The following is a 26,646-nucleotide window of genomic DNA, read 5'->3' on the forward strand; positions in this document are numbered from 1 at the left end:
CATGACGCCCCACGTTCCGCCGCGCATCGCGCTTAATGGCCTTGGCCGCATTGGCAAGCTTGTCCTGCGCGACCTGATCGACACTGGTTCTGGGGGCCATATCGCCCTGTTGAACGACCCTCTGGGTGATGCAGAACAGCACGCAGTGCTGATGGAATTCGACAGCATACATGGCCGCTGGCGGACCCCCGTAACCCATGACACAGACTCACTGAACCTTGGCGGCCAACACATCTGCCTGACCCACCATGCACGGATAGAAGAACTGCCACTGGCAGAGATGGGCATTGATCTGGTCATCGACTGCACCGGGACATTCAAGACTGCCGAAAAACTGGCCCCATATTTTACCGCAGGTGTCCGCAAACTCGTGGTCTCCGCGCCGGTCAAGAACGGCGGCGCGCTCAACCTCGTCTATGGCATAAACCATCACCTTTATGACGGCAGCCAGACCATTGTCACCGCAGCCAGCTGCACCACCAATTGCCTTGCTCCGATTGTCAAGGTCATTCATGAATCAATCGGCATCCGGCACGGCTCGATCACAACGATCCATGACGTCACCAATACCCAGACGATTGCAGATCGCCCTGCCAAGGATATGCGCCGCGCGCGATCTGCCCTGACCAATCTGATCCCCACCACAACAGGCAGCGCAACCGCGATCACGCTGATCTACCCGGAGCTCAAAGGGCGCCTGAACGGTCATGCGGTTCGCGTGCCGCTGCTCAACGCCTCACTCACAGATTGCGTGTTCGAGTTGGATCGCACCACCACGACAGAGGAGGTCAACGCCCTGTTCAAATCTGCCGCCGAAGGGCCACTCAACGGAATTCTGGGCTTCGAGTCGCGCCCGCTTGTGTCCTGCGACTACCTCAACGATCCGCGCTCCAGCATTATCGATGGGCCTTCCACGATGGTGATCAACGGTACACAACTGAAAGTCTACGCATGGTATGACAACGAATGGGGCTATGCCTGCCGTCTGGGCGATATCACCCGTATGGTCGCACAAAGCCTCTGATGCATTTTCTTGCTCAAAATACTCTCGGGGGGTGAATTGGGCCGAAGGCCCAAGAGGGGGGCAGACAGCCCCCCTCGCCCACCCCAAGCATGAAGCCCTGCAAAGTGATGACATCAGCAAACCCGATGCGCGCCTATATCGCAGTTACTGCCGCCTATTGGGCCTTTATGCTCTCCGACGGGGCCTTGCGCATGCTAGTCCTGCTGCATTTCAACGGCTTGGGTTTCTCACCGGTCCAACTGGCCTGGCTGTTTGTTCTCTATGAAGTAGCGGGCATTGTGACCAATCTGGCAGCGGGATGGCTGGCCGCGCGGTTCGGGCTGGCGGCCACGCTGTATGCGGGGCTTGTCTTGCAGATCGCTGCACTCGCGGCGCTCGCGCAATTGAATCCTGATTGGACCCTCGCCGCCTCGGTTGTTTTCGTCATGGCGGTGCAAGGCGTGTCGGGGGTGGCCAAGGACCTGTCGAAAATGTCGTCGAAATCGGCGGTCAAACTGCTGGCGCCAGCCCAAGAAGGTGCCTTGTTTCGTTGGGTGGCGGTGTTGACAGGGTCCAAGAATGCCGTGAAGGGCCTTGGCTTTTTTCTGGGTGCGGCGCTGCTTGCGACAGCGGGGTTTCAGGCGGCGGTCTGGGGAATGGCGGGCGTGTTGGCTGTCATTCTGGTGGCGGTCGTTCTGTTCTTGCCCGAAGGATTGCCGAGGCGCATGAAAGGGGCTGACACTTGGGCGGGTTGGCGCTCGAAAGATCCGCGCGTGAACCGCCTCAGCCTTGCGCGTCTTTTCCTGTTTGGTGCGCGCGATGTGTGGTTTGTCGTCGGGATTCCGATCTATTTTCAGGCCGTCCTGTCCGATGGCACCGCTGAGGGGCGGCGCGAGGCCTTTTTTCTGGTCGGTGGCTTCATGGCGCTTTGGATCATCGGCTATGGGGCCGTTCAGGCCCTTGCGCCCAAGCTGCTGGGGCGCAAGGGCCAGTCTGAAGGGGCGATCACGCGCAAGGCAATCCTCTGGGCGGGTGTCCTTGTGCCGATCCCGCTATTGCTTGCAATGGCATCAGCCTTTGCTGGCGGCCCTGCGCCCTGGCTGACATGGCTGCTTGTGGGCGGGCTGCTGGTGTTTGGCTTTGTCTTTGCGCTGAATTCCGCCGTGCATTCCTATCTTATCCTTGCCTATGGCGCGGCAGACCGGATCACCCGCGATGTCGGATTTTATTACATGGCCAATGCTGCGGGCCGGTTGCTTGGCACGCTTTTGTCGGGGGTCAGTTACCAGATTGGCGGCTTGCCCCTGTGTCTGGCGACAGCGGGGCTTATGGCAGTGGCAAGCTGGCTGATTGCACGCAAACTACCGGCCCTGTAGCGACGCTTGGTTGACTTTAGCGCGCCGCCCGCCGCACCGCACGCTCCAGAGCATCCAGAAACCGCGACCGGTCCGCCTTGGAAAAGCTGCGCCCGCCGCCTTGTCGAAATGGATCAGCGGCCCGCAAATCAGCCATCAGATCGCGCGTGGCAAGGACATTGCCGATATTCTCGGCGCTCAGGGGCTCGCCATTATGTTTCAACACCTGCGCGCCTGCCTCGACGCATTTCGCGGCCAGAGGGATATCGCCGGTCACCACAATATCGCCCTGCCCCGCGCGCTCTGCGATCCATTTATCCGCCTCATCCGCACCTGCGGCCACAATCACTGTTTCAACCAGCGGGTTGACCGAAGGCCTGATCCCGCCATTTGACACAATGAAAATCTTCAGCTTGTGGCGCGTGCCAACGCGCTCGACCTCGGATTTCACCGGACATGCATCCGCATCAACATAAATTGCCATCACCCATGCCTCATCTTGTCTTGGCCGTCAGCCATCCCGCACGGCAAGCCGGATTTCCCTTGCCTGTCCACCCCTGCCCCACGCGAGGCTGACCTGCAAGAAATAGGCGCAACCGCTGCCGGGCAAGCTGAGCATACGGACGCAGATCCCCTGTTGCCAGTGCAGATACCTTCCCGGCATCTTATCAGCCAAAGGGTTCGGTCGTCCTCTCATTGAATGGTAGGATTCGACCCTCGAAGTAATCTTGCAAGGCGCAACGCCTGCCCGACAATGACACCCGAAAACGGCAGAATGATAAAAATCCGCACGATGTGAAATGCCGTTACGACAGCCAGTCCTTCCTGCAATATCTTGGCTGTCAGCGCCATTTCCGTAACGCTGCCGGGCGCGGTTGCCAGAACCATCACCTGCCACGGCTGGCCCGTCATCCATGTCAGGCCCATCCCCATGATCGCGCAAAGCACGATCATCAGGACAGAGGTCAGGATCGAGCCGGGCAAAAAACCCCGCGCATTGCGAAACAGATCACGGTCAATCACCGCACCCAGCCAGATGCCCAGAAATATCTGTGCACCCGCCAGCACGATATAGGGGTAGGAGGACACTGGCAGCCCCACGACCGACGCCAAGGCCGCCCCGGCCAATCCGCCCAGAAAGAAAGGATTGGACATGCGGATGCGCTTTAGCAAAAGCGCGCCTGCCAGCCCGAAAGCAAACAGCAAGGCGGCACCTGTTCCTGTCCACTCCATGCCACGCAAGACGGCAACCGGATCCGAGACACTGCCATCCAGCAAGACAATCAGCGGCGGGATCAGGATGACAAGCAGCACAATGCGCATGGTCTGGGCGAAGACAATCGGGCCGGGGGTTGCGCCATGTTTGCGGGCCAGAACCGCGCTTTCGACAGGCCCCATAGGAAGCGTGGCAAGAATTGCCGTGCTGGCCCCGACACCCGTGAGTTTCATCAGCACCACGGAAACGCCGAAACTTAGCGCAATTGTCAAAATCGCTGCCAGCACCATGGGCAAGGCCAGATCACCCATCATTTGCAGCGCCTCTGGGGTAAAGGACAGACCGACCGCGCTGGCAACCAGTATCTGGCCAAGTTGGCGGGTCTGCACTGGAATGCGTACCGGAAAATCCAACAGCCGCACTGTGCCCGCAAACACCAGTGCCCCCAGCATCCAGGGCAATGGGAAGTTCAACCGCATGGCAAGAAACCCGAACAGGATCGCACCGCCCATGATCGCCACAACATGTGCGATTTGGCGCAAACCGCTGCTATAAGATGTTCGGAACATATTCGACTTCGCTTCCCGGACCTTGTTGGACCATAGGGCACAGCAAAGCTGACACTCCCCTGCCCTTGCACCGTCGCGCTTTTTGCCTACGGTTGCAAGGATTGCGCCGAAACAAACAAGGGAAAACCGCAGTTTGGTGCAAATCCATGCAGATCGAGTCCGCCAAGGAATATCTAGTGTTTACCGCTTGAGAAAAGATATCCGATGACTGCTTGGAGGGCGTTGCAGTCTTTGAGCAGCGCGGAATCAAGGCCGAAGGCCGCCGCGACTCAAAGGGCCGCCCCCACGGCACGGCGATTTGGCTGCCACCTGCGCAACGATCTGATCTCACGCGGATTTGGCCAGCATAAAGCGCGACAGCTTCAATCGAGGATCGCCGCACCGCGGCCCGACGCTACGCGGCTTTGTCACCTGCTTCTCAATGTCCGCAAACTCCGGCAAAACTGCCTCGCGCGAGGGCATCGCATGGGGCGCGGGAGTCTTTCGTCAGGTGGCGAACACTAGCATGGTCGCCACCTGCGGCCACAGGCCCTGCGCGCTATCGGTCTTTCTGAAGGGTGTTCAGGATTGATGACAACTCGGTCGGGAATGGAAATACAATGGTCGAGTTTTTCTCGGACCCTATGGTTGTCAGCGTTGCAAGGTAACGCAACTGCATCGCGCCGGGGTCTGCACTCAGGATCTGGGCCGCTTCAAGCAGCTTGTTTGCGGCCTGTTGTTCGCCTTCGGCATTGATGACCTTGGCGCGGCGCTCGCGCTCTGCTTCGGCCTGACGCGCAATGGCCCGGATCATGGATTCGTTGATGTCGACATGCTTGATCTCGACATTCGCAACCTTGATCCCCCAGACATCGGTCTGGCTGTCCAGAATCTCCTGAATGTCGTTATTCAGCTTTTCACGCTCTGCCAACATATCATCCAGATCGTGTTTCCCCAGAACAGACCGCAGCGTTGTCTGTGACAGTTCCGATGTTGCCTGCATGAAGTTTTCGACCTGTATCGTGGCCTTTTCAGGGTCCACGACACGGAAATAGATCACGGCATTCACTCGCACCGAGACATTGTCCTGACTGATCACATCCTGACTTGGCACATCCAGCACCCGCACGCGCAGATCGACCCGCACGACCTGTTGAATGACGGGAATGACCAGGATCAGACCCGGCCCCTTTATTCCGCTGAACCGACCAAGGGTGAACACCACAGCGCGCTCATATTCGCGCAAAACCTTGATGGCAGAGGCAAGGAAAGCCAGAACCAGAACGATCAGCACGATCGCAAAGCTCAGATCTCCGAAAATTGCCAGAATATCCATTCGATTTCTCCTTTCACAACATGACCGGACAACGCGCGCTCACGCGTTGCGCGTCATGTCTTGGGGGCGTTCGGTGGCGGACCGACATGCAAGGTCAGCCCATCCTTGCTGATCACGACAACCTCATCACCTTTGGCAAAGGCCTGCTCCGAGGCTGCATTCCAACGCTCTCCATGAACGTAGACATGCCCGGTGTTCGCGTTCCAGTCCTGCACTTTGGCGCGCGCGCCAATCATCTCTGTCGCCCCGGTCGTGACCCGCCGCCTGTGCGAGACATAGCCCAGACGCGCGACAAGCGCGGAAAAGGCAAGCGATGCAACAGCCAGCGCAGCCAACGCTGGGATAGAAGGTTCCAGCCCCGGCACCTCGGAATCGAACAGGAACAAGCCACCCGCCACGATGGCGACAGTTCCTCCAATTCCCAATATGCCGAAAGATGGGCTGAACGCCTCGGCGATCACAAGCAGCAAGCCCAGACCGATCAATGCAAGCCCCGCAAGATTGAAGGGCAGGATGGACAGGGCGAACATGCCAAGGATCAGGCTGATCCCCCCGATTGTGCCGGGGACCAGCGCGCCGGGGTTCAACAACTCGAAGACGATACCATAAAACCCGATGATCATCAGAAACAGTGCGACATTCGGGTTTGCGATGATCGAAAGCAGTTGAGTACGCCAGTCGGGCGCGAGCGAGACAAGGCTCAGGTTTTCGGTGTCCAGCGTGAACTCTTCGCCGTCAAGCTGCACAACGCGGCCATGCGCCCTGTCCAGCAGCTCAGTCAAATTCCGGGCGGTGAAATCTGCCACATTTTCGGCGACCGCCGCACTGGCCGTCAGGGTTGCAGCATCGCGCACAGCAGTTTCTGCCCAATCCGCATTGCGGCCGTGGATTTCGGCAAGGCTGCGAATTTGTGAAATTGCGTCATTCATTGCCTTGGCCATGCCGGCATCTTGCGGTGCGCTGCGGCGGCTTTCGGTTCCCTCGCGGGCCTCATCCTCGTCGTCATCCCCGGCAGGATCATCCATGAACGGCAACCCGCCCCCCCCGCCCAGACTCACAGGTGTTGCGGCCCCAACGGATGTGCCCGGCGCCATCACTGCCAGATGGCTGGCGTAAAGGATGAATGTACCTGCACTGGCCGCGCGCGCGCCTGATGGCGCAACAAAGGTGGCAACAGGCACGCCTGAATTCAGGATGGCGCGGTTAATATCGCGGGTTGATGTAACCAGCCCGCCGGGCGTGTCCATTTGCAGGATGATCAGGCCAGCGCCATCGGCATTCGCGGCCTCGATCCCGCGGATCAGGTAATCAGCCGTTGCGGGGCTGACCGCCCCATCCAGTTCCAGCACAACCGCCTGGCCTGCGCGGCCCGCCTCCTGAGCGCCCAGGCCCAAGCCCAATATTCCAAGGCACAACGCCGCAACCCAACCAAAGCGCCGGAGGAAACCCTGCAGTTGCGACGTTTGTGTCCACATGGCTTGCGGCGTCCTTTCATGCCTCTGCTATGCTTTGTGAAAGATAATGCGCGCCCCGCGCCGTTCAACTGTGGCCCCGCGACATAGATATGGCGATAGAACCGCCAAAGCGCTGAAAGCGGCCTATTTTACTGGGTTTGTCGAGGCGGTTGATACGACCGGGATCTGCGTTCACATCCCCGTCACAGCGAAAGCGCGGACCCGGCCAGCCCGGCTGTGCAACATGAAATACAGAAAACAACCGCTAAAATGGAATGAAATGGTGGGCGATAACGGATTTGAACCGCTGACATCTTCGATGTGAACGAAGCGCTCTACCACTGAGCTAATCGCCCCCGTTTCGTCGCGCTATACTCTGCGGTCATAACAGGCGCAAGCCCTTCGTAGAGGGTCGCGCCCTACAAAAACTGCCGCCGTTATGACACGGCGGCAGTATGATTTAACGGGATTTCAGTTTAGTGCGGTGCACGCAAACTATCAGCGTCGCCGTTATTGCTCAGAAGCGCCTGCCGTGCGGCATCTTCGGCTTCTTCATCCCATTCGATAGCGGTTGGCTGACGAATCAAAGCATGCCGCAAAACATCGCGTACATCACTTACCGGAATGATGGTCAGGCCATCTTTCACATTATCCGGGATTTCCGGCAGATCCTTGGCATTCTCTTCCGGGATCAAAACCGTCTTGATCCCGCCGCGTAGTGCCGCCAGAAGCTTCTCCTTCAGCCCACCTATGCCCAGAACATTGCCCCGCAAGGTCACCTCCCCGGTCATGGCAATGTCCTTGCGGACCGGGATCTGTGTCAGCACCGACACGATGGATGTCACCATCGCAATCCCCGCGCTTGGCCCATCTTTCGGGGTGGCACCTTCTGGCACGTGGACGTGGATATCCAGACGGTCAAAGCGCGGCGGCTTCACCCCGATTTCAGGCGCAATCGAACGCACAAAGGAACTGGCCGCGTCGATGGATTCCTTCATCACATCGCCCAGTTTGCCGGTTGTTTTCATCCGCCCCTTGCCGGGCAGACGCAGGGCTTCGATCTGCAACAGATCGCCGCCCACCTGTGTCCAGGCAAGGCCGGTGACCACGCCAATCTGGTCTTCCTTCTCTGCAAGGCCGTAGCGATGGCGCGGTACCCCCAGGAAATCAGCCAGATTATCACGTGCGACGATCACCTTGTCCGTTTCTTTCCTGACAATCTTGGTGACCGCCTTGCGGGCAATCTTGTTCAGCTCGCGCTCCAGATTTCGGACACCTGCCTCGCGCGTATAGCGGCGCAGGATCTCGGTGATCGCGGCGTCTGATATCGTCAGTTCACCCTTGCGCAACCCGTGGTTCTTGATCGACTTGCTCAACAAATGACGTCTGGCGATTTCCAGCTTTTCATCCTCGGTATAGCCGGACAGCGGAATGATCTCCATCCGGTCCAGCAGCGGTCCGGGCATGTTGTACGAGTTTGCGGTTGTCAGGAACATGACGTTCGACAGGTCATATTCCACTTCCAGATAATGGTCGACAAAAGTTGCGTTCTGCTCCGGGTCCAACACTTCAAGCATGGCCGAGGCCGGGTCGCCCCGGAAATCCTGCCCCATCTTGTCAATCTCATCGAGCAGGATCAGCGGGTTTGTCGTCTTGGCTTTCTTCAGCGCCTGAATGATCTTGCCCGGCATGGACCCGATATAGGTCCGGCGGTGGCCCCGGATTTCAGATTCGTCGCGCACGCCCCCCAGCGAAATGCGGATGAATTCGCGCCCCGTCGCCTTGGCGACCGACCGCCCCAGCGAGGTCTTGCCCACACCCGGGGGGCCGACAAGGCACATAATCGGGCCTTTCAGTTTCTGGCTGCGCGCCTGCACTGCCAGGTATTCGACAATGCGTTCCTTGACCTTGTCGAGGCTGTAGTGATCGGCATCCAGCACCTCTTGCGCGCGGCCAAGATCTTTCTTGACGCGGCTTTTCACACCCCAGGGGATCGACAACATCCAGTCAAGGTAGTTGCGCACGACAGTTGCCTCGGCGGACATGGGCGACATGTTCTTGAGCTTTTTCAGCTCCGCCTCGGCCTTGGCACGCGCTTCTTTGCTGAACTTGGTGGCGTTGATGCGGTTCTCGAGTTCGGTCAATTCGTTCTGACCGTCTTCGCCATCCCCCAATTCTTTCTGAATGGCTTTCATCTGCTCATTCAGGTAATATTCGCGCTGTGTGCGCTCCATCTGGCTTTTCACGCGGGTCTTGATCTTGCGTTCCACCTGAAGGACCGACAACTCGCCCTGCATCAGCGCGTAAATCTTTTCCAGCCGGTCAGAGGTATTACCAGCTTCAAGCAATTTCTGCTTTTCAGCAACATTCGTGCCCAGATGCCCGGCTGCAAGGTCTGCAAGCACCTTCGCATCCTCGGCCTCGGCTATCGCGGCAAGCGCTTCGTCAGGGACATTCTTGCGCATCTTGGCATAACGTTCGAATTCCGTCTGCACCGCACGCATCAGCGCCTTGATGGATTGCGCATCCCCCTCTTCCTCGGGGAAATCGCGTGCGACAGCCTCGAAGTAGTCATCATTTTCTACGAAATCATCAATTTGCACACGCGTGCGGCCTTCGACCAGAACCTTGACGGTTCCATCCGGCAGTTTCAGCAACTGCAACACATTTGCCAGCACACCGACAGTAAAAATGTCAGATTCCTGCGGGTTTTCCTGTGTGTGGTCTTTCTGTGCCACCAGCAGGATCTGTCGATCCTCGGCCATGACGGCTTCAAGCGCGCGAACAGATTTTTCGCGCCCCACAAAAAGCGGGACGATCATATGCGGGAACACCACCATATCGCGCAAGGGCAATACGGGAAAGCGGCTTGATTGATCCATCTGTCTATCCTTAACTCTGTCGCGCCTGCGGCGCGCTGTTGAAACACAATTTGGGCGTGGCAAGTGCGTGTTTCAACCCATGCCCCCTTCGTGCCGAACATTGTTCTGTTACACAAGAAGAATTGGTCGGTTTCGGGGCAGCAGCATGTCAGCGAAACGAATATGGAAACAAAATATATGTTTCGTCACAGTCCAGCGCAGTCGCGATGCACGGCATAAGCCACGTCATTTGACTACGGCGAGTTAGAATTGGGGTTCCGACATACCGGAACCCCACTCACCCATGTGCCTTCACGTCACACGCAGAATCAGACCCCGGTCTTCCTGACCAGATGCCGTAATATTGCAAGCGACCGCCATTCGGGCAAGACGAAACAAGTTTGGATTTTAGCCAACTTGTATTGATCAGCCGAACACGCTTTCCTTGCCGAAATGACGTGCAAGCAGATAATAGACCACCGGGCGGTACTTGTTGCGCTCTGAGCGGCCATATTGTTCGATCACGGCGTCAATCGCATCGTGCAGTTCCTGACTATCGCTGAGGCCAAGTTTCTTAACCAGAAAGTTCCGGCGCACGGTGTCCAGTTCATGCTGCTGTGTGGCCGCAACCGTGCTTGCATCGGCATCATAAATTGACGGCCCACATGCAATTGTCACCTTGCGCAACAACTCCATGTCAGGTTCGACCCCGCATTTGTTGCGCAAATCATCGGCGTAGCGTTCAATCAAGTCATCCCTGCGTCCCATGTACATATTCCCCTAAATTTCAAATGCATTCAAATTCCGATCCGACCGCGTAGATCGCGGTCAGAGTGGAAGAAAAACAGATTTTCACCAAGAAGAATCTATCCGCGGCGCGCGAATGGACAGGTCAGAGCATCCCAAGCAATTGCGGGGTTGGCCAGCCATCAGCCGGCAAACCAAGCTGCGCCTGCACATCCTGCACCGCAGCGCGGGTATTGGCGCCAAGAATACCGTCAACCGCCCCAACATCGAAGCCGCGTTGCACAAGCCTTTGTTGCAATTGGCGCATCTGATCCTGGTTAAGGCCGGTTTCGGGGTTTCCGGCCTGATACACTGGTGCCCCAGACAGGCGGGTGGCAAAATAGGCGGCGGTGGTCACATAGATGAAACTCTGGTTCCACTCGAACAGCACCCGGAAATTGTGAAACACCATGAAGGCCGGGCCGCGATGGCCCTGTGGCACGATGACCGAGGCGCGCAAATTGCCAGAGGGCAAACGCCCATGCGTGGGGCGCACGCCCAGTTGTTCCCACTGGCTGACCGTCAACTCGTTTCGAATGCCGGTTTGTGTCAGGTCCAACCCTTGCGGCAGCGCAACCTCATGCATCCACGGCTCGTTCGGGCGCCACCCCTTGGCGCGCAGCATCGCCGCTGCCGACAAGAGTGCATCTGGCGCAGAGCGTTGCAGATCAATCCGCCCATCACCGTCGCCATCAACTGCATAATTGATGATGTCAGAAGGCAGTTTCTGGACCATCCCGATCTCGCCCGCCCACGCGCCGCGGGTCTGCACCGGGTCCAGCATGCCGCGGCGATACATTTCCAGTGCTGCAAACACCTGCGGGCGGAACAATTCCGGCCTGCGACAGTCATGTGCCAGAGTGACCAGCGCGTTCACTGTGTTGAAGTCGCCCTGCACTGCTCCAAAATCCGTCTCGAACGCCCAGAAGGCCAGCAATATGCCCGGTTGCACACCGTATTGCTGCTGTGCGCGGTCGAACACACTGCGCTGACGCTCAAAGTTGCGCTGGCCATTGGTCAATCTACTTTGCGAGATCAACGCGCGCGAGAAATCCAGAAAGGGGCGCTGAAAAATGCCTTGACGGCGATCTGCGTTGATAACGGCCTGATCTTGCCGGACATTGCGAAAGAAACTGTCGATCCGGGCGCGGTCATAGCCTTGGCTGGCCGCTTCGGATTTCAGCCCCTCAACAAACGCGCCAAAATTGCCACCACAGCTTTGGGCGTGTGCCGCTGTTGACAGGCCCACGGACAGAACAGCCGCCATTACTGGAAGAATACGCATAATACCCCCTGAAGAATTTCCGCCACGCTAGCGCATCAAACCCTTCAGGGGGAGTCGTTTTTATGTGATCGATTCAAAGAGATGCGCGGTCATGCGGCGCTTCGAAATCCAGCACGGGATTGATCGGGATAATCCGGTTGGGATTGATCGTATCATGGCTGTAGTGATAGTGCCGCACGATATGGTCCATCCGCACTGTCTGCGCCACACCGGGATGCTGATACAGATCGCGCGTATAGGCCCAGAGCGCGGGATAATCGACAATCCGGCGACGATTGCATTTGAAATGCAGGTGATACACGCTGTCAAATCGCACCAAAGTGGTGAAAAGACGCCAATCAGCCTCGGTCAGCGTGTCGCCCATCAGATAGCGGCGCGTGGTCAGCCGCTCTTCAAGCCAATCCAGCGCCTTGAATAGCGGATGGACAGCTTTTTCATAGGCCTCCTGCGTGGTCGCAAAGCCGGATTTGTAGACGCCGTTATTCACTTCGTCATAGATGCGCGCGTTAACCTCTTCAATCTGCTCGCGCAGCGCCTCTGGGTAGTAGTCGTCAGTATTGCCTGTCAGACCGTCAAAGGCTGAATTGAACATGCGGATAATCTCCGCCGATTCATTCGATACAATCTTGCCCTGTGCCTTGTCCCACAGCACCGGCACGGTTACGCGGCCTGATATCTGCGGGTCCGCGCGGGTGTAAACCTCGCGCATGAATTTGGAACCGTGCAGCTTGTCACCTGTCGCGCCTTCGAAATCGGTGTCGAAGGTCCAGCCATCATCCAGCATATCCGGATGCACGGCCGACACATCAATCAGCCCCTCCAGCCCTTTCAACGCGCGAAAGATCAGCGTGCGATGCGCCCAGGGGCAGGCATAGGACACATACAGATGATAGCGCCCTGCCTCGGCCTTGAACCCGCCCTCGCCCGATGGGCCAGCGCTGCCATCCGCCGTTACCCAATTGCGAAACCGTGACGTGTCACGCTTGAACGCACCGCCCGTCTTGCTGGTGTCATACCATTCGCTTGACCATTCTCCATTGACCAGTTGGCCCATTTTTGAACTCCTTTTGCTACCGGTACGATCTGCGCATAAAGCGTCGGAATAACAAGCTGCGCACATGCGCAGGGGCTGTGCGCAGGGTTATTGCAGATCAGAAAACGCCCGCTGCAACCGCACTACGGCGTCTTCGATCACGGATCGCGGCGCGCCAAGATTGAAGCGCAGAAAGCTGGTGCCGCCCGTGCCAAAAGTTGGCCCGTGATTGGCGGCAATCTGCGCCTCGCGTTCCACCCGTGCGGTAAACTCTGCCACATCCATGCCTGTGTCGGCAAAATCGACCCATGCAAGATATGTGGCCTCCAGCGGCATGGACCGCAGACCGGGAATTGCGTTTATCCCGTCGTCAAACAGCTTGCGGTTCGTGTCCAGATAGGCGCATAGCGCATCGACCCATTCTGCACCCTGTGGCGAATAAGCCGCCGTTACCGCATGCAGGCCAAAGGAATTGGGCGATATGCCCAGCGCCGCAAGGGTCGTTGCAAACTGGCGGCGCAAATTTTCGTCCGGGATGATGACATTGCCGCAATGTGTTCCCGCAAGGTTGAAGGTCTTGGACGCAGCCGTCAGCATGACCAGCCGTTCCTGTATTTCGGGGGCGGCCAACGGCATGGGCGTGTGACGATACCCGGGCATCACCAGATCATGGTGAATTTCATCAGACACCAACAACAGATCATGGCGCGCGCAGAAATCGGCAACGCCGCGCAACTCCTCCGCCGTCCAGACACGCCCGCCGGGATTATGCGGCGAGCACAGGATCAACATGCGCTCTGCCCCGGTCATCTGCGCATCGGCGGCGGCAAAATCCATCTCGTAGCGGCCATCCATCAATGCCAGCGGACATTCGACCACGCGCCGACCCGCCGCATGAATGGTGCGCGCAAATGCATGATAGACGGGCGTGAACAGCACAACCCCATCGCCCGGTTGCGTCCATGTCTGTAGGCACAGGCCCACGGCATTGACCAAGCCATGCGTGGAAAAGATATGCGCGGGGTCCACCTGCCAGTCATGGCGGTTTTCCATCCACCAGCAGATCGCAGCACGATACGCAGAGTCATCGCCGAAATAGCCATATATGCCGTGGTCCAGTGCCTTTTGCAGCGCATCCTGCACCGCTTGCGGCGGGTGAAAGTCCATATCGGCCACCCACATCGCAATACCGGAATCGGGGGAAACGCCATAAAGCTTGTCCATCATGTCCCATTTGGTCGAATGGGTGCCGCGCCGGTCGATGATCTTGTCGAAATTCATGTCTGTCCTCCGTTTGGGCCGAAGCTGGCCCGCCCTTGCGCAAGGTGCAAGCACAAAAGCCATTGAACGGCGCTCTGGCTTGGCTTACATCGCCGATCATGAGCATTCGACCAATCCTTATCCATCCCGACCCGCGCCTGAAGAAGCTGTGCGCCCCTGTCGAAGGTGTCACCGCTGAAATCGGCAAGCTGGCCGAGGACATGCTGGAGACGATGTATGACGCGCCGGGCGTCGGGCTTGCCGCGCCGCAAGTCGGCGTGCTCAAACGTGTCTTCGTGATGGATTGCGTCAAGGAAGAAGGGGCCACCCCCCGCCCTATGGTGCTGATCAACCCCGAGATCATCGCCACCTCGGAAGAGGTCAACACTTATGAGGAAGGCTGCCTGTCCATCCCCGAACAATATGCCGAAGTCACCCGCCCCAAGCGCGCGACCCTGCGCTGGATGGGGCTGGACGGCAAAACCCATGAAGAAGAATTCGACGGGCTTTGGGCTACCTGCGCACAGCATGAGCTTGACCATCTGAATGGCAAGCTGTTCATCGACTATCTTGGCACGATCAAGCGCAGCATGATCACGCGCAAGATGCAGAAACTCAAGCGCGACAAGGCGCGGGGGTGAGCGTCCGGCCCTGCATCCCCTGGCCCGACAAGCGGTTGCGCAGCCCCGCCGCCCCGGTTGACCAGATTACAGACGAGATCCGCGCCATCTGGGCCGATATGATCGACACGATGGAGGCCATGCCGGGCGTCGGCCTTGCGGCCCCGCAGATTGGCGTCATGCTGCGCCTAGCCGTGGTCGATGCCTCAGAAGAGCGCGGACAGGTCATTCGCATGGCCAACCCCGAAATCCTGCATGCCAGCGCCAAGCTGCGCGCCCATGACGAAGCCAGCCCAAACCTACCGGGTGTATGGGCGCGCGTCGAGCGGCCCCGTGCCGTGACTGTGCAATTCCTGAATGACGCAGGCGAGGTTGAGCAGCGCGATTTCGTGCATCTCTGGGCGACCAGTGTGCAACATCAGATCGACCATCTGAATGGCCGGATGTATTTCGACCATCTGAGCAAGCTCAAGCGTGACATGCTGCTGCGCCGCGCCCGCAAGGCAGGCTAGGCCCCGGCAGGAAAGGACGACCGGATGCGCGTTATCTTCATGGGCACCCCCGATTTCTCGGTCCCGGCGCTGGAGGCCGTGCATGCCGAGCATGAGATCATCTGCGTCTATACACAGCCGCCGCGCCCGGCGGGCCGGGGCAAGAAACCCCGACCGACCCCCGTGCACGCGCGCGCCGAGGCGCTGGGGCTGGATGTGCGCCACCCCGTCAGCCTGAAAGATGCCGCCGCGCAAGCAGAGTTTGCAGCCCTTCAGGCCGATATCGCAGTCGTGGTTGCTTATGGGCTGATCTTGCCGCAATCAGTACTGGACGCGCCGCGATTTGGCTGCCTGAACATTCACGCCAGCCTGCTGCCACGCTGGCGCGGCGCAGCACCGATCCAGCGCGCGATCATGGCGGGCGATGCGGAAACAGGCATCTGTATCATGCAGATGGAAGCGGGCCTTGACACCGGCCCTGTCCTGCTGCGCGAAGCAACACCGATTGCGCCGCTGGATGCGGCCCAAACCCTGCATGACAGGCTGTCGATGATGGGCGCGGCGCTGATTACCCGCGCATTGGCCGGGCTTCCGGCCCTGACCCCCATGCCCCAGCCGGAAGAGGGGGTCACATATGCTGCAAAAATCGACAAGGCCGAAGCCCGCATCGACTGGACACGCCCTGCCGAAGATGTTGCGCGCCATATCCGGGGCCTGTCACCCTTTCCCGGGGTCTGGTTCGACAGCCCGTACGGACGGTTGAAACTGCTGAACGCCCGCCCGGTAGAAGGGCAAGGCACCCCCGGAACGCTGCTGAATGGGCTGACAATTGCCTGCGGCACTGGCGCAGTCGAAGTGCTGGACGTGCAGCGCGAGGGCAAGCGCGCCATGTCGGCGGAAGACATGCTGCGCGGGGCGGGTGGCGCGCAGCGCTGACCTGCGGCACACCGCAAGAGTGGACAGAGCGCTTTCGTCTTGACGGCCACCCCGGGGCAAAGGCATCACACAGTATGCGCATTACAACATTCAACGTGCAAAACTTGCGCCTGCGCCATCCGGCTGGTCGGGCAAGGTTTGATGGTGCGCGCGATTATGATGTGCCTGAAGACAGCACCGCCGAAGCGACCGCCCTTGATCTTGCCGATCGCCGGCTGACCAGTGCAATCATTGCGCAGTCCGATGCCGATGTGATCTGCCTGCAAGAAGTGTTCAATCTGGAAACGCTGGATTTCTTCCACGAGCATCTGATACGCCACGCCGGCGCCGCCTATCCGCATCGCGTCTGCCTGCCCGGCAACGATGGGGGTGGCCGTGATCTTGCCGTGCTCAGCCGTCGCCCGATAGAGGGGATACGCAGCCATGCCGCCCTGACCCCTGACGATCTGGGCCTGCCCCCGCCAGAGGGCATGCGGTCCGATAGTCCCATCTTTCGCCGCGACTGCCTTGCCTTCAGCGTTGGTGACGTGACGCTGTTCAACTGCCATTTCAAAGCGCCCTGGCCAGATACCGCCCGCGCATGGCCGATCCGGCGGATGGAAGCGCTGGCGGTGCGCAAACTGGTCGAGGGCCGCCAGAAAGATAATGGTGGCGCGCTATGGATGATACTGGGCGATCTGAACGAGCCGGTGAAGCCTGTTGAAGATGAACCCGCAATCGCGCCACTGTTACCGCCCTTCTCGGTCGATCTGCTGGAACGGATGCCAGAGCACGAGCGGTGGACATTCTACAATGCGCAGGACGGACATTATGCGCGCCCTGATGCGCTTCTGGCCTCTCCTGCACTGGCACAGCGCTGGCCGGATGCGACACCGCAAGCCTTGCGCGCAGGACTGGACCGGGACGCGGACCGTACAGATGTGGCGCGCCTGCCAGATGTCGGCGCGCACCGCCCACATGCCAGCGATCACGCAGCACTTGTCATTGATCTGGAGGGCCTGTGATCACATAGGCCAAATCGCCTTGCGGGACCAGCTTGCCGATCGTACGCGCGCCCGCCGCACCGCGGCCCGACGCTGCGCGACGACAAACTTTCGACAACAGCCTTTAATCTGTCACTGCGCACCCAGTGTCAGGTAGCGCGTGCCAGAACGCGAGCCACCCGAACACCTGTCACGGATCAGTTCTGTTCCGCCTCATCCGTGCCGGGCTGGTGGCGTTCGACCTGTTTTTGTTTCTGGTCGTGCTCCGTGTCCTTGGCAATGGTGTCTTGGCTATGCGCTTGGCTCTCAGGCACTGTCTTCGGTGGCGCTGCACTGGCATTTTCGCCCGCGCTCAACAGCGGGCGCGCGCGGCTATGGTGCAGGTTGAGGGGCGGTGCGCTGCCATCCTTGTCCTGCCCCATATACAGGGTCATATGTGGGAAGGGGATTTCAATACCGGCTTCATCCAGCACGTTCTTGACAATCTCTGTATAGGCCCGTCCCACGGCCCATTGCATGCCGGGCTGTGTCTTGATCCGGCCCCGGACGACAACCGCAGAATCCCCCAGCGATACCACGCCCTGAATATCCAGCGGCTCCAAAATCGCATCAGCATGTTCTCCCTGTGCCAGAATTTCAAATGCGCGATGCATGAGTGTTTTCACTTCAGAGATATCTTCACGATAGGCCACCCCGATCTCGGCCACGTGATAGGCAAACCCCTTCATGAAATTCGACACCATATCAACTGAACTGAACGGGATCAGATGATATGTCCCGCTGACGTCACGCAGACCGACAGACCGAACCGTCAGCTTCTCGACAACGCCAGTTGTGCCGCCTGCCGTGACCACATCCCCCTCATTCATGGCGTTTTCAAACTGGATGAAAGCGCCGGTGATAATGTCTTGCACCAGCTTTTGTGCCCCAAAGCCGATGGCCAGACCCAACACACCCGCACCTGCCAGCAAGGGTGCAATGTTCACCCCCAGTTCGGCAAGTGTCAGCATGGACGCGATCACGATCAGGGCGATTGTCAGCGCGTTGCGCAGCAAGGCAAGAAGCGTGCGCTCTCGTGCCGTGGGAACCGTGCCGACCGCCGGGTTCAGGCGATATTCGACAAAGGATGACAACCCCAACCAAGCGCCCATCGCGACCAGCACCACAAAGGCCGCAGAGGCCAGACGCCCGACCACATCGCGGCCCACCTCGGATGCGGCCCAACCCAGAAAATCCATGAATTGCCAGCTTTGCGCGATAGAGATCAGCACGGCAATCGCCACAAGTATGCGCACGAAGCGCAGAATACTGGGAACAAAGGCATTCAGCCGAACTTCCAGCAGGGGCAGTTTCTCGCGCAGGTCTGCTGGCACGCGCATACCGCCCGTGATCGCGCGCGAGATGAAGGCCATGACCACCACCCCGACGACGACCGCAATGACCGAATTCAACGTCGCCATAAGCATGAATTGCAGCGCATCTGTCGGGCGGGTCACCCAGATGACAAACAGCGCCAGAAGATAGATCATGGCCAGCCAGTGCCAGACACCTGCCACCATCGCCTCGATCCGGCCGACCATATCGGACGGGTCACGCTGGTAGCGCGCGCGCAATGCTGCCGCGACAGTGTCGCGGCTTTGCAAAACAATCAGCAAGGCAATCACCAGCGCCGTCAGGACCAGCAAGATCAGCACACTGCGACCGACCGCGAAAGACACGGTCGCATTGATGATCGGCACCACCAGCAGCGCGCCATATCCCAACAGGCTGATCAAGCGCGACGCCCAGAAATACCAATAAGCGGCCGTCTCGTCCGTCATGGGGGCAAAGCGCAGTTGCGCATAGCGCGGTGACAGAATGCCCCGCAACACTACCTTGGCCATCTCAACCAACAAAAAGGCATTCAGGAACAGGCTTTGGCGGAAATCCATGCTGCCAGCATCGCCCATGAACAACGCAAAGCCATAGCCCCCACCCCATGCCAAAAGGATGATCAGCGCATCTATCAGGCTGGAACCCAGTAGCCATAGCGCAGAAATGAACCACCCACCCCCCGTGCGTTGCGACATGGCGCGGAAAATCCATTGCCCCACACCGCGCAACGCAAAAAACAAACCGATGGTTACTGCCATAACCAAGGCCAGCGCCATGACGGCATCGCCCAACTCGGCCCAGTTCACGCGGCTTTCGCCTGTGAATACGCCCAGAAGGTCATTGATATTGCCCAGCAGGCCGAAGGCGATATTGGTGGTATTCTCGGCAATATCGCGCGTCTGTTCCGCAATCTGGCGGGCGAAGGACATTTGCGGGGGCGCATCGGCGGGGGCGGTTTGCTGCGATGCAAGCCCGCTTCCCTCTGCCGCCGCTTCAAGCTGGCGGATCAGCGCGTTGCGTGCAGCATCGTCGCGCAGGATATCGGCTAATTGCGCTGCCACATCACGGTCTGAGGGGGCAGCGAGTTCTGAACCGGGGGTCTGCGCGAAAGCGGAAATCGAACAGGCAAGCCAAACCAAAACCGCGCGCAAAACCATGATGAACCCTCTAATTCTTGTTACAGCGCCCTGAAACTAGGTCAGTTTCAGAGAAGTTTAAAGAAAGTATGCAAATTTAATGTGTATTTGCGGGCGACGCCTGATTTTCCAGCGTCCACAGGGCGGACTCTCATTTTTGCGGTGGCCTGTAGAGCATGGCCGCCGGAAGGGCAGGCGCACGTTAACTCGGAACAGGAAATCCTGCGCAAGAGATGCCGTGTGCGAGGCGTATCGTTCCGGCGGCTGCGTTCAGCCTCAAGCCTGCTTGGCGGACTGGTGTTTGAAGCCTGACGCAAGATACCCTATGACTGCTTGGAGGGCGTTGCGGACGGTCTATGTCTGCGCGAAGCCGCGCAACGTCGGGCCGCGGTGCGGCGATGCAAGATTCAATCTGTAGCGTTTTATGCTGGCCAAATCCGCGAAAGATCAGATCGTTGCGCAGGTGGCAGCCAAATCGCCGTGCCGTGGGTGCGGCCCTTTGAGTCGCGGCGCCCTTCGGCCTTTGCTCCGCGCAGTTAAGAGCACCTGAACGGCAGATTTGTCCCGCATAGCCGCCTCTCGTCAAAGCATCGGATCGGGCCCGGGAACCTTTCGTCAGGCGGCGAACACTAGGTAGGTTCTAGCCCAATGCGGGCGATCATATAAAACAGTCTGTCCACTTTGCAGCGCCTCCTGAGCGTTTTCTTTCGATATTGAAAGGCGCTCTTTCAAGGGTTCAATACATTCTTTGATGCTTGTCTTTCCCTCAGAGAAAAGCTGCAAGACAGGGCGAACAAGGGGCTGAAAATCAGGGACTACCCTCAATTTTTCTTTTGAGCTTCTCAAACATCCAGCTCTTCCACAAAGCGCGCATTCTCGCTGATATATTGAAACCGCAATTCCGGCTTCTTGCCCATCAATCGCTCGACCAGATCAGATGTCTCACCCGGCAGGTCATCATCGACCGATACCCGGATCAGGCGGCGCGATGCCGGGTCCATTGTGGTTTCTTTCAGGTCTTTTGCGTCCATCTCGCCCAAACCCTTGAAGCGCGACACATCGACCTTGCCCTTGCCGCCGAACCCTTCGGCCATCAGGCGCTCTTTCTCGGCCTCATCCAGCGCATAGACGCGCTTGGCCCCTTGCGTCAGGCGAAACAGTGGCGGGCAGGCAAGATACAGGTGGCCTGCATCAATCATCGGGCGCATCTGGGTGAAGAAAAATGTCATCAAGAGCGCCGCAATATGCGCGCCGTCCACATCGGCGTCGGTCATGATGATGATCTTGTCATAACGCAGATCATCCAGCCGGAATTTCGACCCCAGCCCCACACCCATGGCCTGACACAAATCGCTGATTTCGGCATTGGTCCCCATTTTTGCAGAGGCCGCGCCCAGCACGTTCAGGATCTTGCCGCGCAAAGGCAGCAACGCCTGCGTCTTGCGGTCGCGCGCCATCTTTGCAGAACCGCCCGCAGAATCGCCCTCGACAATGAACAATTCAGTGCCCACGCGGTTGGTGGCGGAACAATCCACCAGTTTACCCGGCAAACGCAATTTCTTGGTGGCCGTCTTGCGGCTGGTTTCCTTCTCCTGCCGCCGCTTCAGCCGTTCTTCGGCGCGCAGCACCAGAAAATCAAGAATCGCGCCTGCCGCCTTGGGATCTGCGGCCAGCCAGTTGTCGAAATGGTCACGTACCGCGCCTTCGACCAGACGCGCGGCCTCGGTGGTGGCCAGCCGGTCCTTGGTCTGGCCCACGAATTCCGGTTCGCGGATAAAGCACGACACCAGCGCGCAGCCGCCGGTGATCATGTCTTCGCGGGTGATCTGCGCAGCCTTCTTGTTATTGGCCAATTCGCCGTAAGCGCGGATGCCTTTGAGAACCGCCGCCCAGAAGCCCGCCTCATGCGTGCCGCCTTCGGGCGTGGGGACAGTGTTACAATAGGATTGCACAAACCCGTCACGCGCCGGCGTCCAGTTGATCGCCCATTCCACCGATCCGGGTTGGCTGAATTTCTCCTGAAAGCTGACCTTTCCGGCAAAGGGCTTGTCGGCATAGGTGACATTGCCCTTGAGTTGCTCGTTCAAGTAATCGGCCAGACCACCGGGAAAGTGGAACACGGCCTCCATCGGAGTGTCGCCATCCTCGATGGCGGATTTCCAGCGGATTTCGACGCCCGAGAACAGATAGGCTTTGGAGCGGGCCATTTTCAGCAACCGCGCAGGGCGGAGTTTCAGCGTGCCAAAAATCTCTGCATCGGGGTGAAAGGTAAAGGTTGTGCCACGCCGGTTGGGCGCGGGGCCAACCTTGGTGACAGGCCCTTGCGGAATCCCGCGCGAGAATTCCTGAACGAACAGTTCACGGTTGCGCGCAACCTCAACCCTCAGGTGGTCTGACAGCGCATTGACCACACTGGCCCCCACCCCGTGCAACCCGCCCGATGTCTCATAGGCCTTGCCGCTGAACTTGCCGCCCGCATGCAGCGTGCACAAGATCACCTCCAGCGCGGATTTGCCTGGGAATTTTGGGTGCGGGTCAATCGGGATGCCCCGGCCATTGTCACGGATTGTGATGGAGTAATCGGCGTGCAATTCCACCTCGATGCGCGTGGCATGTCCTGCCACGGCTTCGTCCATCGAGTTGTCCAGCACTTCGGCAACCAGATGATGCAAGGCGCGTTCATCAGTCCCCCCGATATACATGCCGGGGCGCTTGCGCACAGGCTCCAGCCCCTCCAGCACTTCGATGGAAGACGCATCGTAACTTTCGGACTGCGACAACAGGTCGGACATGGACTGCTCGATTCTATTTTGGGTAACTGCACCATCAATAGACCATTGCAGCGCAAAAACCGCAAGGTTTAGACCTTGGGGCAATCAGTAATTACAGCAGCGTCCAGAAATGGAACAACAGACCGCTTGCAAATGCCCCGCCCAGCGAGATCGCGATATATAGCGCAAAGACCCGGAACCTGACCAAGGCCCAGACGGCAATCGCAGCCGGTAGAGAGGTTACACCGCCCGCTATCAGAAAGGCCATGCCAGCGCCCGCCTGCATCCCTTGTTCCATCAATGTGCCAATCAAGGGCAGCGCGGCGTAGCCGTTGAAATAGGCGGGCACGCCCACCAGTGTCGCAATCGCAATCGGCGCAAGGCCCGTGCCGCCCAATGTCTGGGTCACCAGTTGCGCTGGCAGATAGGCCAGCATCAGGCTTTCCAACAGGAACGCCAGCGACAGCCACTTTAACAGGAAAAGGAAGGTCTTGATGCCCTCTTGGCGGAATTTCGTTACGCGTGCGGGGTCATGCCAGAACGCCCAGACCGGCGGCTTTGGCGCGCGCACCTTGGCGCCGCCACAGCCGCCATTGCCAATCCCCTCGCGCAAGGGATTGGCCAACCCGCCCGCGCGAATAACAAGATGCACAATTCCCCCACCTGCAACCCCCATGCCGATTGCGATCAGCGTTTTTGCGACGGCGAATTCCAGTCCCAGCACCCCCGCTGTCAGCACAAACATCGACGGGTCCATCAGCGGAGAGGCCAGCCAGAACGCCATAACCGGGGCCAGTGGCACACCTATGGCCAACAGGGCCGCAATCAGCGGGATAACGCCACAGGAACAAAAAGGCGATAACCCACCGGCCAAGGCCCCCATCAGGATCATCATCGCAGGCGCACCCGTGAAAGCACGCGCAATCAGGTTATCCGCGCCAGTCGCCCCGGCCCAAGCAGCGATCAGAATGGAGACCGCGAGGAATGGCGCGATCGACACAAGCGCATTGACCACCTTCGCCACGGAAGGCCCGAATTGCGCCGGATCAATCACACTGACCACCAGCAAGATCACCGCAAATGCCAGCCAGGGTCGTTCTTTGCGCCACAAATGCTGCCACGCTGCCACGAAGGGGCCGGGTTGAGGATGGGTCTGATCCGTCATGTCTATATTCCCAGCTTTGTAGTTATATTGCACAGAAGGTTTCAGGTTTCTTTCGCGAGAGCGGGCACGCCCTTGCAACACTCGCTCATCAGGAAATCCAGCACATCGCGCATGGCCGCTGTATCCGCGCGCGTCTCGACCTCTCGTCCATTGCGGGTCTGCACAATCAGGCCCGCCAGTTTGAGGCTGCGCAGATGATGCGCAAGTGTCGAAAGCGGCATATCCAGATGTGCGGCAATTTCACCCACCAGCAACCCATCCGGCCCCGCCCGCACCAACAGGCGAAACACGCTCAACCGGGCCGGGTGGCCTAGGGCTGCGAGAGCTATGGCTGCGGAATCAGTTTGGTCATTCATACCGATAAGATAACTACTTTTCTGGTTATGTAAACATCTCATTCAAAGCTTTCCAGCAGCACCGCGCAACAAATGAAAAGAAATCCGCCCAATTCGCGCAATCTCGTCAGTTTTCAGCATTGACGCGCCGATTTCTCGCGCTTAGTTACGGGTTGCTAGAGAATGGTGGATGGCAATGAAAAATGACCTCGTGGTGATTGTGGAGATGTCGCGCATGGGCCGGTAACGGACTCCCACACAGGAACCCATGCGCCCCCGAAACTCACGGGGGCTTTTTTATTGCCTGCCATCGCGCTAAAGCGCTTATGAATTCGACGTTGGATGGAGCAAGTGATGACACGTCAGATGACCGGAGCGAAGATGGTGGTTCAGGCCCTGAAGGATCAGGGTGTGGAAGTGGTATTCGGCTATCCCGGCGGTGCTGTGCTACCCATCTATGATGAAGTGTTTCAGCAAAACGATATTCGCCACATTCTGGTGCGCCATGAACAGGGTGCGATCCACGCCGCCGAAGGTTACGCCCGCTCGACCGGAAAACCCGGCGTCGTTCTGGTGACATCTGGCCCGGGCGCAACGAATGTCGTCACCGGGATTGTTGACGCGCTGATGGATTCGATCCCGATTGTCGTTCTGTCGGGTCAGGTGCCCACTTTCATGATCGGCTCTGACGCCTTTCAGGAAGGCGACACAGTTGGTATCACCCGCCCGTGCACCAAGATGAACTGGCTGGTCAAGGAAACCGACAAGCTGGCCGAAACAATTCATCAGGCCTTTCACGTTGCAACCACAGGCCGCCCCGGCCCGGTGCTGGTGGACATCCCCAAGGATGTGCAATTCGCAACCGGCACATATTGCGAGAAACCCAAGGCAAAAACCGACCATTACGCCCCGCGCGTCAAGGGCGACCCCGAGATGATCACCAAGCTGGTCGAATTGATGGAAACCGCCGAGCGGCCGGTCTTCTATACGGGTGGTGGCGTCATCAATTCCGGCCCCGGTGCCAGCCATCTGCTACGCGAATTTGCAGAGGCGACTGGTTTCCCCGTCACCTCGACCCTGATGGGGCTGGGCGCCTATCCGGCCAGCGGCAAGTCATGGCTGGGCATGTTGGGCATGCATGGCACCTATCAGGCCAACTGGGCGATGCATGATTGCGACCTGATGATCAATATCGGCGCGCGTTTTGATGACCGGATCACAGGGCGCATCAACGCCTTCAGCCCCGGCTCGAAAAAGGCGCATATCGACATCGACCCGTCCTCGATCAACAAGGTCATTCACACGGATGTGCCGATCATCGGTGATGTCGGCCATGTTCTGGAAGATGCGCTGAAGATCTGGAAGTCGCGCGGGCGCAAGGTGAACAGAGAGGCGCTGGCGCGCTGGTGGAAACAGATCGAGGAATGGAAGGCCGTGGATTGTCTGGCCTACAAGCCCTCCAGCGGGGTCATTCGCCCCCAACACGCGCTGGCACGGCTGGAAGCGCTGACCAAAGGCATGGACCGCTACATCACCACCGAAGTGGGCCAGCACCAGATGTGGGCCGCGCAATATCTGGGCTTTGAAGACCCCAACCGCTGGATGACTTCGGGCGGTCTGGGCACAATGGGCTATGGCCTGCCTGCATCTGTCGGCGTGCAGATCGCACATCCAGACGCGCTGGTCATCAATGTCGCGGGCGAGGCGTCATGGCTGATGAACATGCAGGAAATGGGCACCGCCATGCAATACCGCGCGCCTGTCAAGCAGTTCATCCTGAACAATGAACGCCTTGGCATGGTGCGCCAGTGGCAGGAACTTCTGCATGGCGAGCGCTATTCCAGTTCATGGTCGGAAGCCCTGCCCGATTTCGTCAAACTGGCCGAAGCCTTTGGCTGCAAGGGCATTCGCTGTGACAATGAGGCCGATCTCGATGACGCCATCCGCGACATGCTGGCCTATGACGGGCCGGTGATCTTCGATTGTCTGGTCGAAAAGCACGAAAATTGCTTCCCCATGATCCCCTCGGGCAATGCGCATAACGACATGATCCTGGGCGACGCGAAAACGCAGGGCGTTATCGGCGCATCTGGCGCAGTCTTGGTATAAGGAAACAGAATGTCCCCGCTCCAAATCAAAAAAGGCTCGTCCAAGCATTCTGCCTATGACCTGCGCGACCCGAATGCCGAACTGATCGAAACACACACGCTTGCAGTAATCGTGGACAACGAATCCGGTGTTCTGGCCCGTGTCATCGGGCTGTTTTCCGCACGCGGCTACAACATCGACAGCCTGACCGTGGCCGAGGTGGACCATCTGGGCCACCGCTCGCGCATAACAGTCGTCACCTCTGGCACGCCTCAGGTGATTACACAGATCAAGGCGCAGCTGGAACGCATGGTCATCGTGCACGAAGTCCATGACCTGACCGTTGAGGGGCCATCGGTGCAGCGCGAACTGGCGCTGTTCAAGGTCAAGGGACGTGGTGATGCGCGGATCGAGGCGTTGCGGCTGGCGGAAATCTTCCGCGCCAATGTGGTCGATTCGACACTGGAAAGCTTTGTGTTCGAGATGACGGGCACACCAGAGAAGGTCGATGCTTTCGCAGAACTCATGCGCCCGCTCGGGCTGATCGAGGTGGCCCGCACAGGTGTCGCCGCTCTGGCGCGCGGCGCGTAAGCGCCCGCGCCAGCATCGT

Annotated in this window: 22 protein-coding genes and 1 tRNA gene; 8 read left to right on the forward strand and 15 right to left on the reverse strand. The window is 58.8% G+C overall.

From position 1 onward, the window contains the following. Position 1 precedes the first annotated feature (1 nt). Complete coding sequence (locus EV660_RS16150) at positions 2-1,024, forward strand: ArsJ-associated glyceraldehyde-3-phosphate dehydrogenase (RefSeq protein ID WP_071479214.1); 1,023 nt, start codon at positions 2-4, stop codon at positions 1,022-1,024. 107 nt (positions 1,025-1,131) lie between these two features. Continuing rightward, positions 1,132-2,379 carry an organoarsenical effux MFS transporter ArsJ gene (gene arsJ, locus EV660_RS16155; RefSeq protein ID WP_071479213.1) on the forward strand — a complete coding sequence of 416 codons (1,248 nt, stop codon included), beginning with the start codon at positions 1,132-1,134 and terminating at the stop codon, positions 2,377-2,379. A 16-nt stretch (positions 2,380-2,395) separates the two neighbouring features. Here arsJ and EV660_RS16160 read toward each other — a convergent pair whose 3' ends face one another. From EV660_RS16160 to EV660_RS16205, 10 genes are all read right to left on the reverse strand, one after another. Then, positions 2,396-2,842: a YaiI/YqxD family protein gene (locus tag EV660_RS16160; protein ID WP_071479212.1), complete on the reverse strand. Its 447-nt coding sequence runs from the start codon at positions 2,840-2,842 to the stop codon at positions 2,396-2,398. 209 nt (positions 2,843-3,051) lie between these two features. Then, the gene (locus tag EV660_RS16165) at positions 3,052-4,143 is read right to left on the reverse strand and encodes an AbrB family transcriptional regulator (RefSeq protein ID WP_084634600.1); all 1,092 of its coding nucleotides are present in this window, start codon (positions 4,141-4,143) and stop codon (positions 3,052-3,054) included. A gap of 538 nt (positions 4,144-4,681) precedes the next feature. Beyond that, the gene (locus EV660_RS16170) at positions 4,682-5,458 is read right to left on the reverse strand and encodes a slipin family protein (protein WP_198510659.1); all 777 of its coding nucleotides are present in this window, start codon (positions 5,456-5,458) and stop codon (positions 4,682-4,684) included. A gap of 53 nt (positions 5,459-5,511) precedes the next feature. Continuing rightward, a complete protein-coding gene (locus EV660_RS16175) occupies positions 5,512-6,933 on the reverse strand; it encodes an NfeD family protein (RefSeq protein ID WP_071479209.1) in 1,422 nt (473 codons plus the stop codon). Positions 6,934-7,193: 260 nt separating this feature from the next. Then, positions 7,194-7,268, reverse strand: a tRNA-Val gene (locus EV660_RS16180). Positions 7,269-7,388: 120 nt separating this feature from the next. Beyond that, on the reverse strand, positions 7,389-9,794 hold the full coding sequence (gene lon / locus EV660_RS16185) for an endopeptidase La (RefSeq protein ID WP_071479208.1): 2,406 nt from the start codon (positions 9,792-9,794) through the stop codon (positions 7,389-7,391). A gap of 405 nt (positions 9,795-10,199) precedes the next feature. Continuing rightward, positions 10,200-10,541, reverse strand: a complete 342-nt coding sequence (locus EV660_RS16190) for a DUF2853 family protein (protein WP_071479207.1) — start codon at positions 10,539-10,541, stop codon at positions 10,200-10,202. 124 nt (positions 10,542-10,665) lie between these two features. Continuing rightward, positions 10,666-11,844: a lytic murein transglycosylase gene (locus EV660_RS16195; protein WP_071479206.1), complete on the reverse strand. Its 1,179-nt coding sequence runs from the start codon at positions 11,842-11,844 to the stop codon at positions 10,666-10,668. 73 nt (positions 11,845-11,917) lie between these two features. Continuing rightward, positions 11,918-12,898 carry a glutathione S-transferase family protein gene (locus EV660_RS16200; protein ID WP_071479205.1) on the reverse strand — a complete coding sequence of 327 codons (981 nt, stop codon included), beginning with the start codon at positions 12,896-12,898 and terminating at the stop codon, positions 11,918-11,920. An 87-nt stretch (positions 12,899-12,985) separates the two neighbouring features. Further along, positions 12,986-14,158 carry a MalY/PatB family protein gene (locus EV660_RS16205; protein WP_071479204.1) on the reverse strand — a complete coding sequence of 391 codons (1,173 nt, stop codon included), beginning with the start codon at positions 14,156-14,158 and terminating at the stop codon, positions 12,986-12,988. A 98-nt stretch (positions 14,159-14,256) separates the two neighbouring features. Here EV660_RS16205 and def (EV660_RS16210) point away from each other — a divergent pair, with 98 nt between their 5' ends. The 4 genes from def (EV660_RS16210) to EV660_RS16225 all read left to right on the forward strand — a co-directional run bounded on the left by def (EV660_RS16210) (position 14,257) and on the right by EV660_RS16225 (position 17,188). Next, positions 14,257-14,778 carry a peptide deformylase gene (gene def / locus EV660_RS16210; RefSeq protein ID WP_071479382.1) on the forward strand — a complete coding sequence of 174 codons (522 nt, stop codon included), beginning with the start codon at positions 14,257-14,259 and terminating at the stop codon, positions 14,776-14,778. After that, positions 14,775-15,269, forward strand: a complete 495-nt coding sequence (gene def, locus EV660_RS16215) for a peptide deformylase (RefSeq protein ID WP_071479203.1) — start codon at positions 14,775-14,777, stop codon at positions 15,267-15,269. Before def (EV660_RS16210) ends, def (EV660_RS16215) begins: the two co-directional genes overlap by 4 nt. A gap of 24 nt (positions 15,270-15,293) precedes the next feature. Then, entirely contained in the window at positions 15,294-16,184 is an 891-nt protein-coding gene (fmt, locus tag EV660_RS16220; protein ID WP_071479202.1) for a methionyl-tRNA formyltransferase, read from the forward strand. 74 nt (positions 16,185-16,258) lie between these two features. After that, positions 16,259-17,188, forward strand: coding sequence for an endonuclease/exonuclease/phosphatase family protein (locus EV660_RS16225; RefSeq protein WP_071479201.1), 930 nt, complete (start codon positions 16,259-16,261; stop codon positions 17,186-17,188). 176 nt (positions 17,189-17,364) lie between these two features. On the opposite strand, the gene EV660_RS16230 is transcribed toward EV660_RS16225, so the two are convergent. The 5 genes from EV660_RS16230 to EV660_RS16250 form a co-directional block, all read right to left on the reverse strand. Then, positions 17,365-19,698 (reverse strand): mechanosensitive ion channel domain-containing protein, encoded by a 2,334-nt coding sequence (locus EV660_RS16230; RefSeq protein ID WP_071479200.1) that lies wholly within the window; start codon positions 19,696-19,698, stop codon positions 17,365-17,367. Between the two features lie 594 nt (positions 19,699-20,292). Next, positions 20,293-20,523, reverse strand: a complete 231-nt coding sequence (locus EV660_RS19115) for a winged helix-turn-helix domain-containing protein (RefSeq protein ID WP_157798904.1) — start codon at positions 20,521-20,523, stop codon at positions 20,293-20,295. After that, positions 20,520-22,469 carry a DNA topoisomerase IV subunit B gene (parE, locus tag EV660_RS16240; protein ID WP_071479199.1) on the reverse strand — a complete coding sequence of 650 codons (1,950 nt, stop codon included), beginning with the start codon at positions 22,467-22,469 and terminating at the stop codon, positions 20,520-20,522. Before parE ends, EV660_RS19115 begins: the two co-directional genes overlap by 4 nt. A gap of 91 nt (positions 22,470-22,560) precedes the next feature. Continuing rightward, on the reverse strand, positions 22,561-23,613 hold the full coding sequence (locus EV660_RS16245; RefSeq protein WP_184409768.1) for a permease: 1,053 nt from the start codon (positions 23,611-23,613) through the stop codon (positions 22,561-22,563). A gap of 41 nt (positions 23,614-23,654) precedes the next feature. Then, positions 23,655-23,969: an ArsR/SmtB family transcription factor gene (locus tag EV660_RS16250; protein WP_071479198.1), complete on the reverse strand. Its 315-nt coding sequence runs from the start codon at positions 23,967-23,969 to the stop codon at positions 23,655-23,657. A 333-nt stretch (positions 23,970-24,302) separates the two neighbouring features. Here EV660_RS16250 and EV660_RS16255 point away from each other — a divergent pair, with 333 nt between their 5' ends. Both EV660_RS16255 and ilvN read left to right on the forward strand, forming a co-directional pair. Next, the gene (locus EV660_RS16255) at positions 24,303-26,057 is read left to right on the forward strand and encodes an acetolactate synthase 3 large subunit (RefSeq protein ID WP_071479380.1); all 1,755 of its coding nucleotides are present in this window, start codon (positions 24,303-24,305) and stop codon (positions 26,055-26,057) included. Positions 26,058-26,066: 9 nt separating this feature from the next. After that, on the forward strand, positions 26,067-26,627 hold the full coding sequence (gene ilvN, locus EV660_RS16260; protein ID WP_071479197.1) for an acetolactate synthase small subunit: 561 nt from the start codon (positions 26,067-26,069) through the stop codon (positions 26,625-26,627). Positions 26,628-26,646 lie beyond the last annotated feature (19 nt).

This window comes from Roseinatronobacter bogoriensis DSM 18756 (assembly GCF_004366635.1).
GTDB lineage: Bacteria > Pseudomonadota > Alphaproteobacteria > Rhodobacterales > Rhodobacteraceae > Roseinatronobacter > Roseinatronobacter bogoriensis.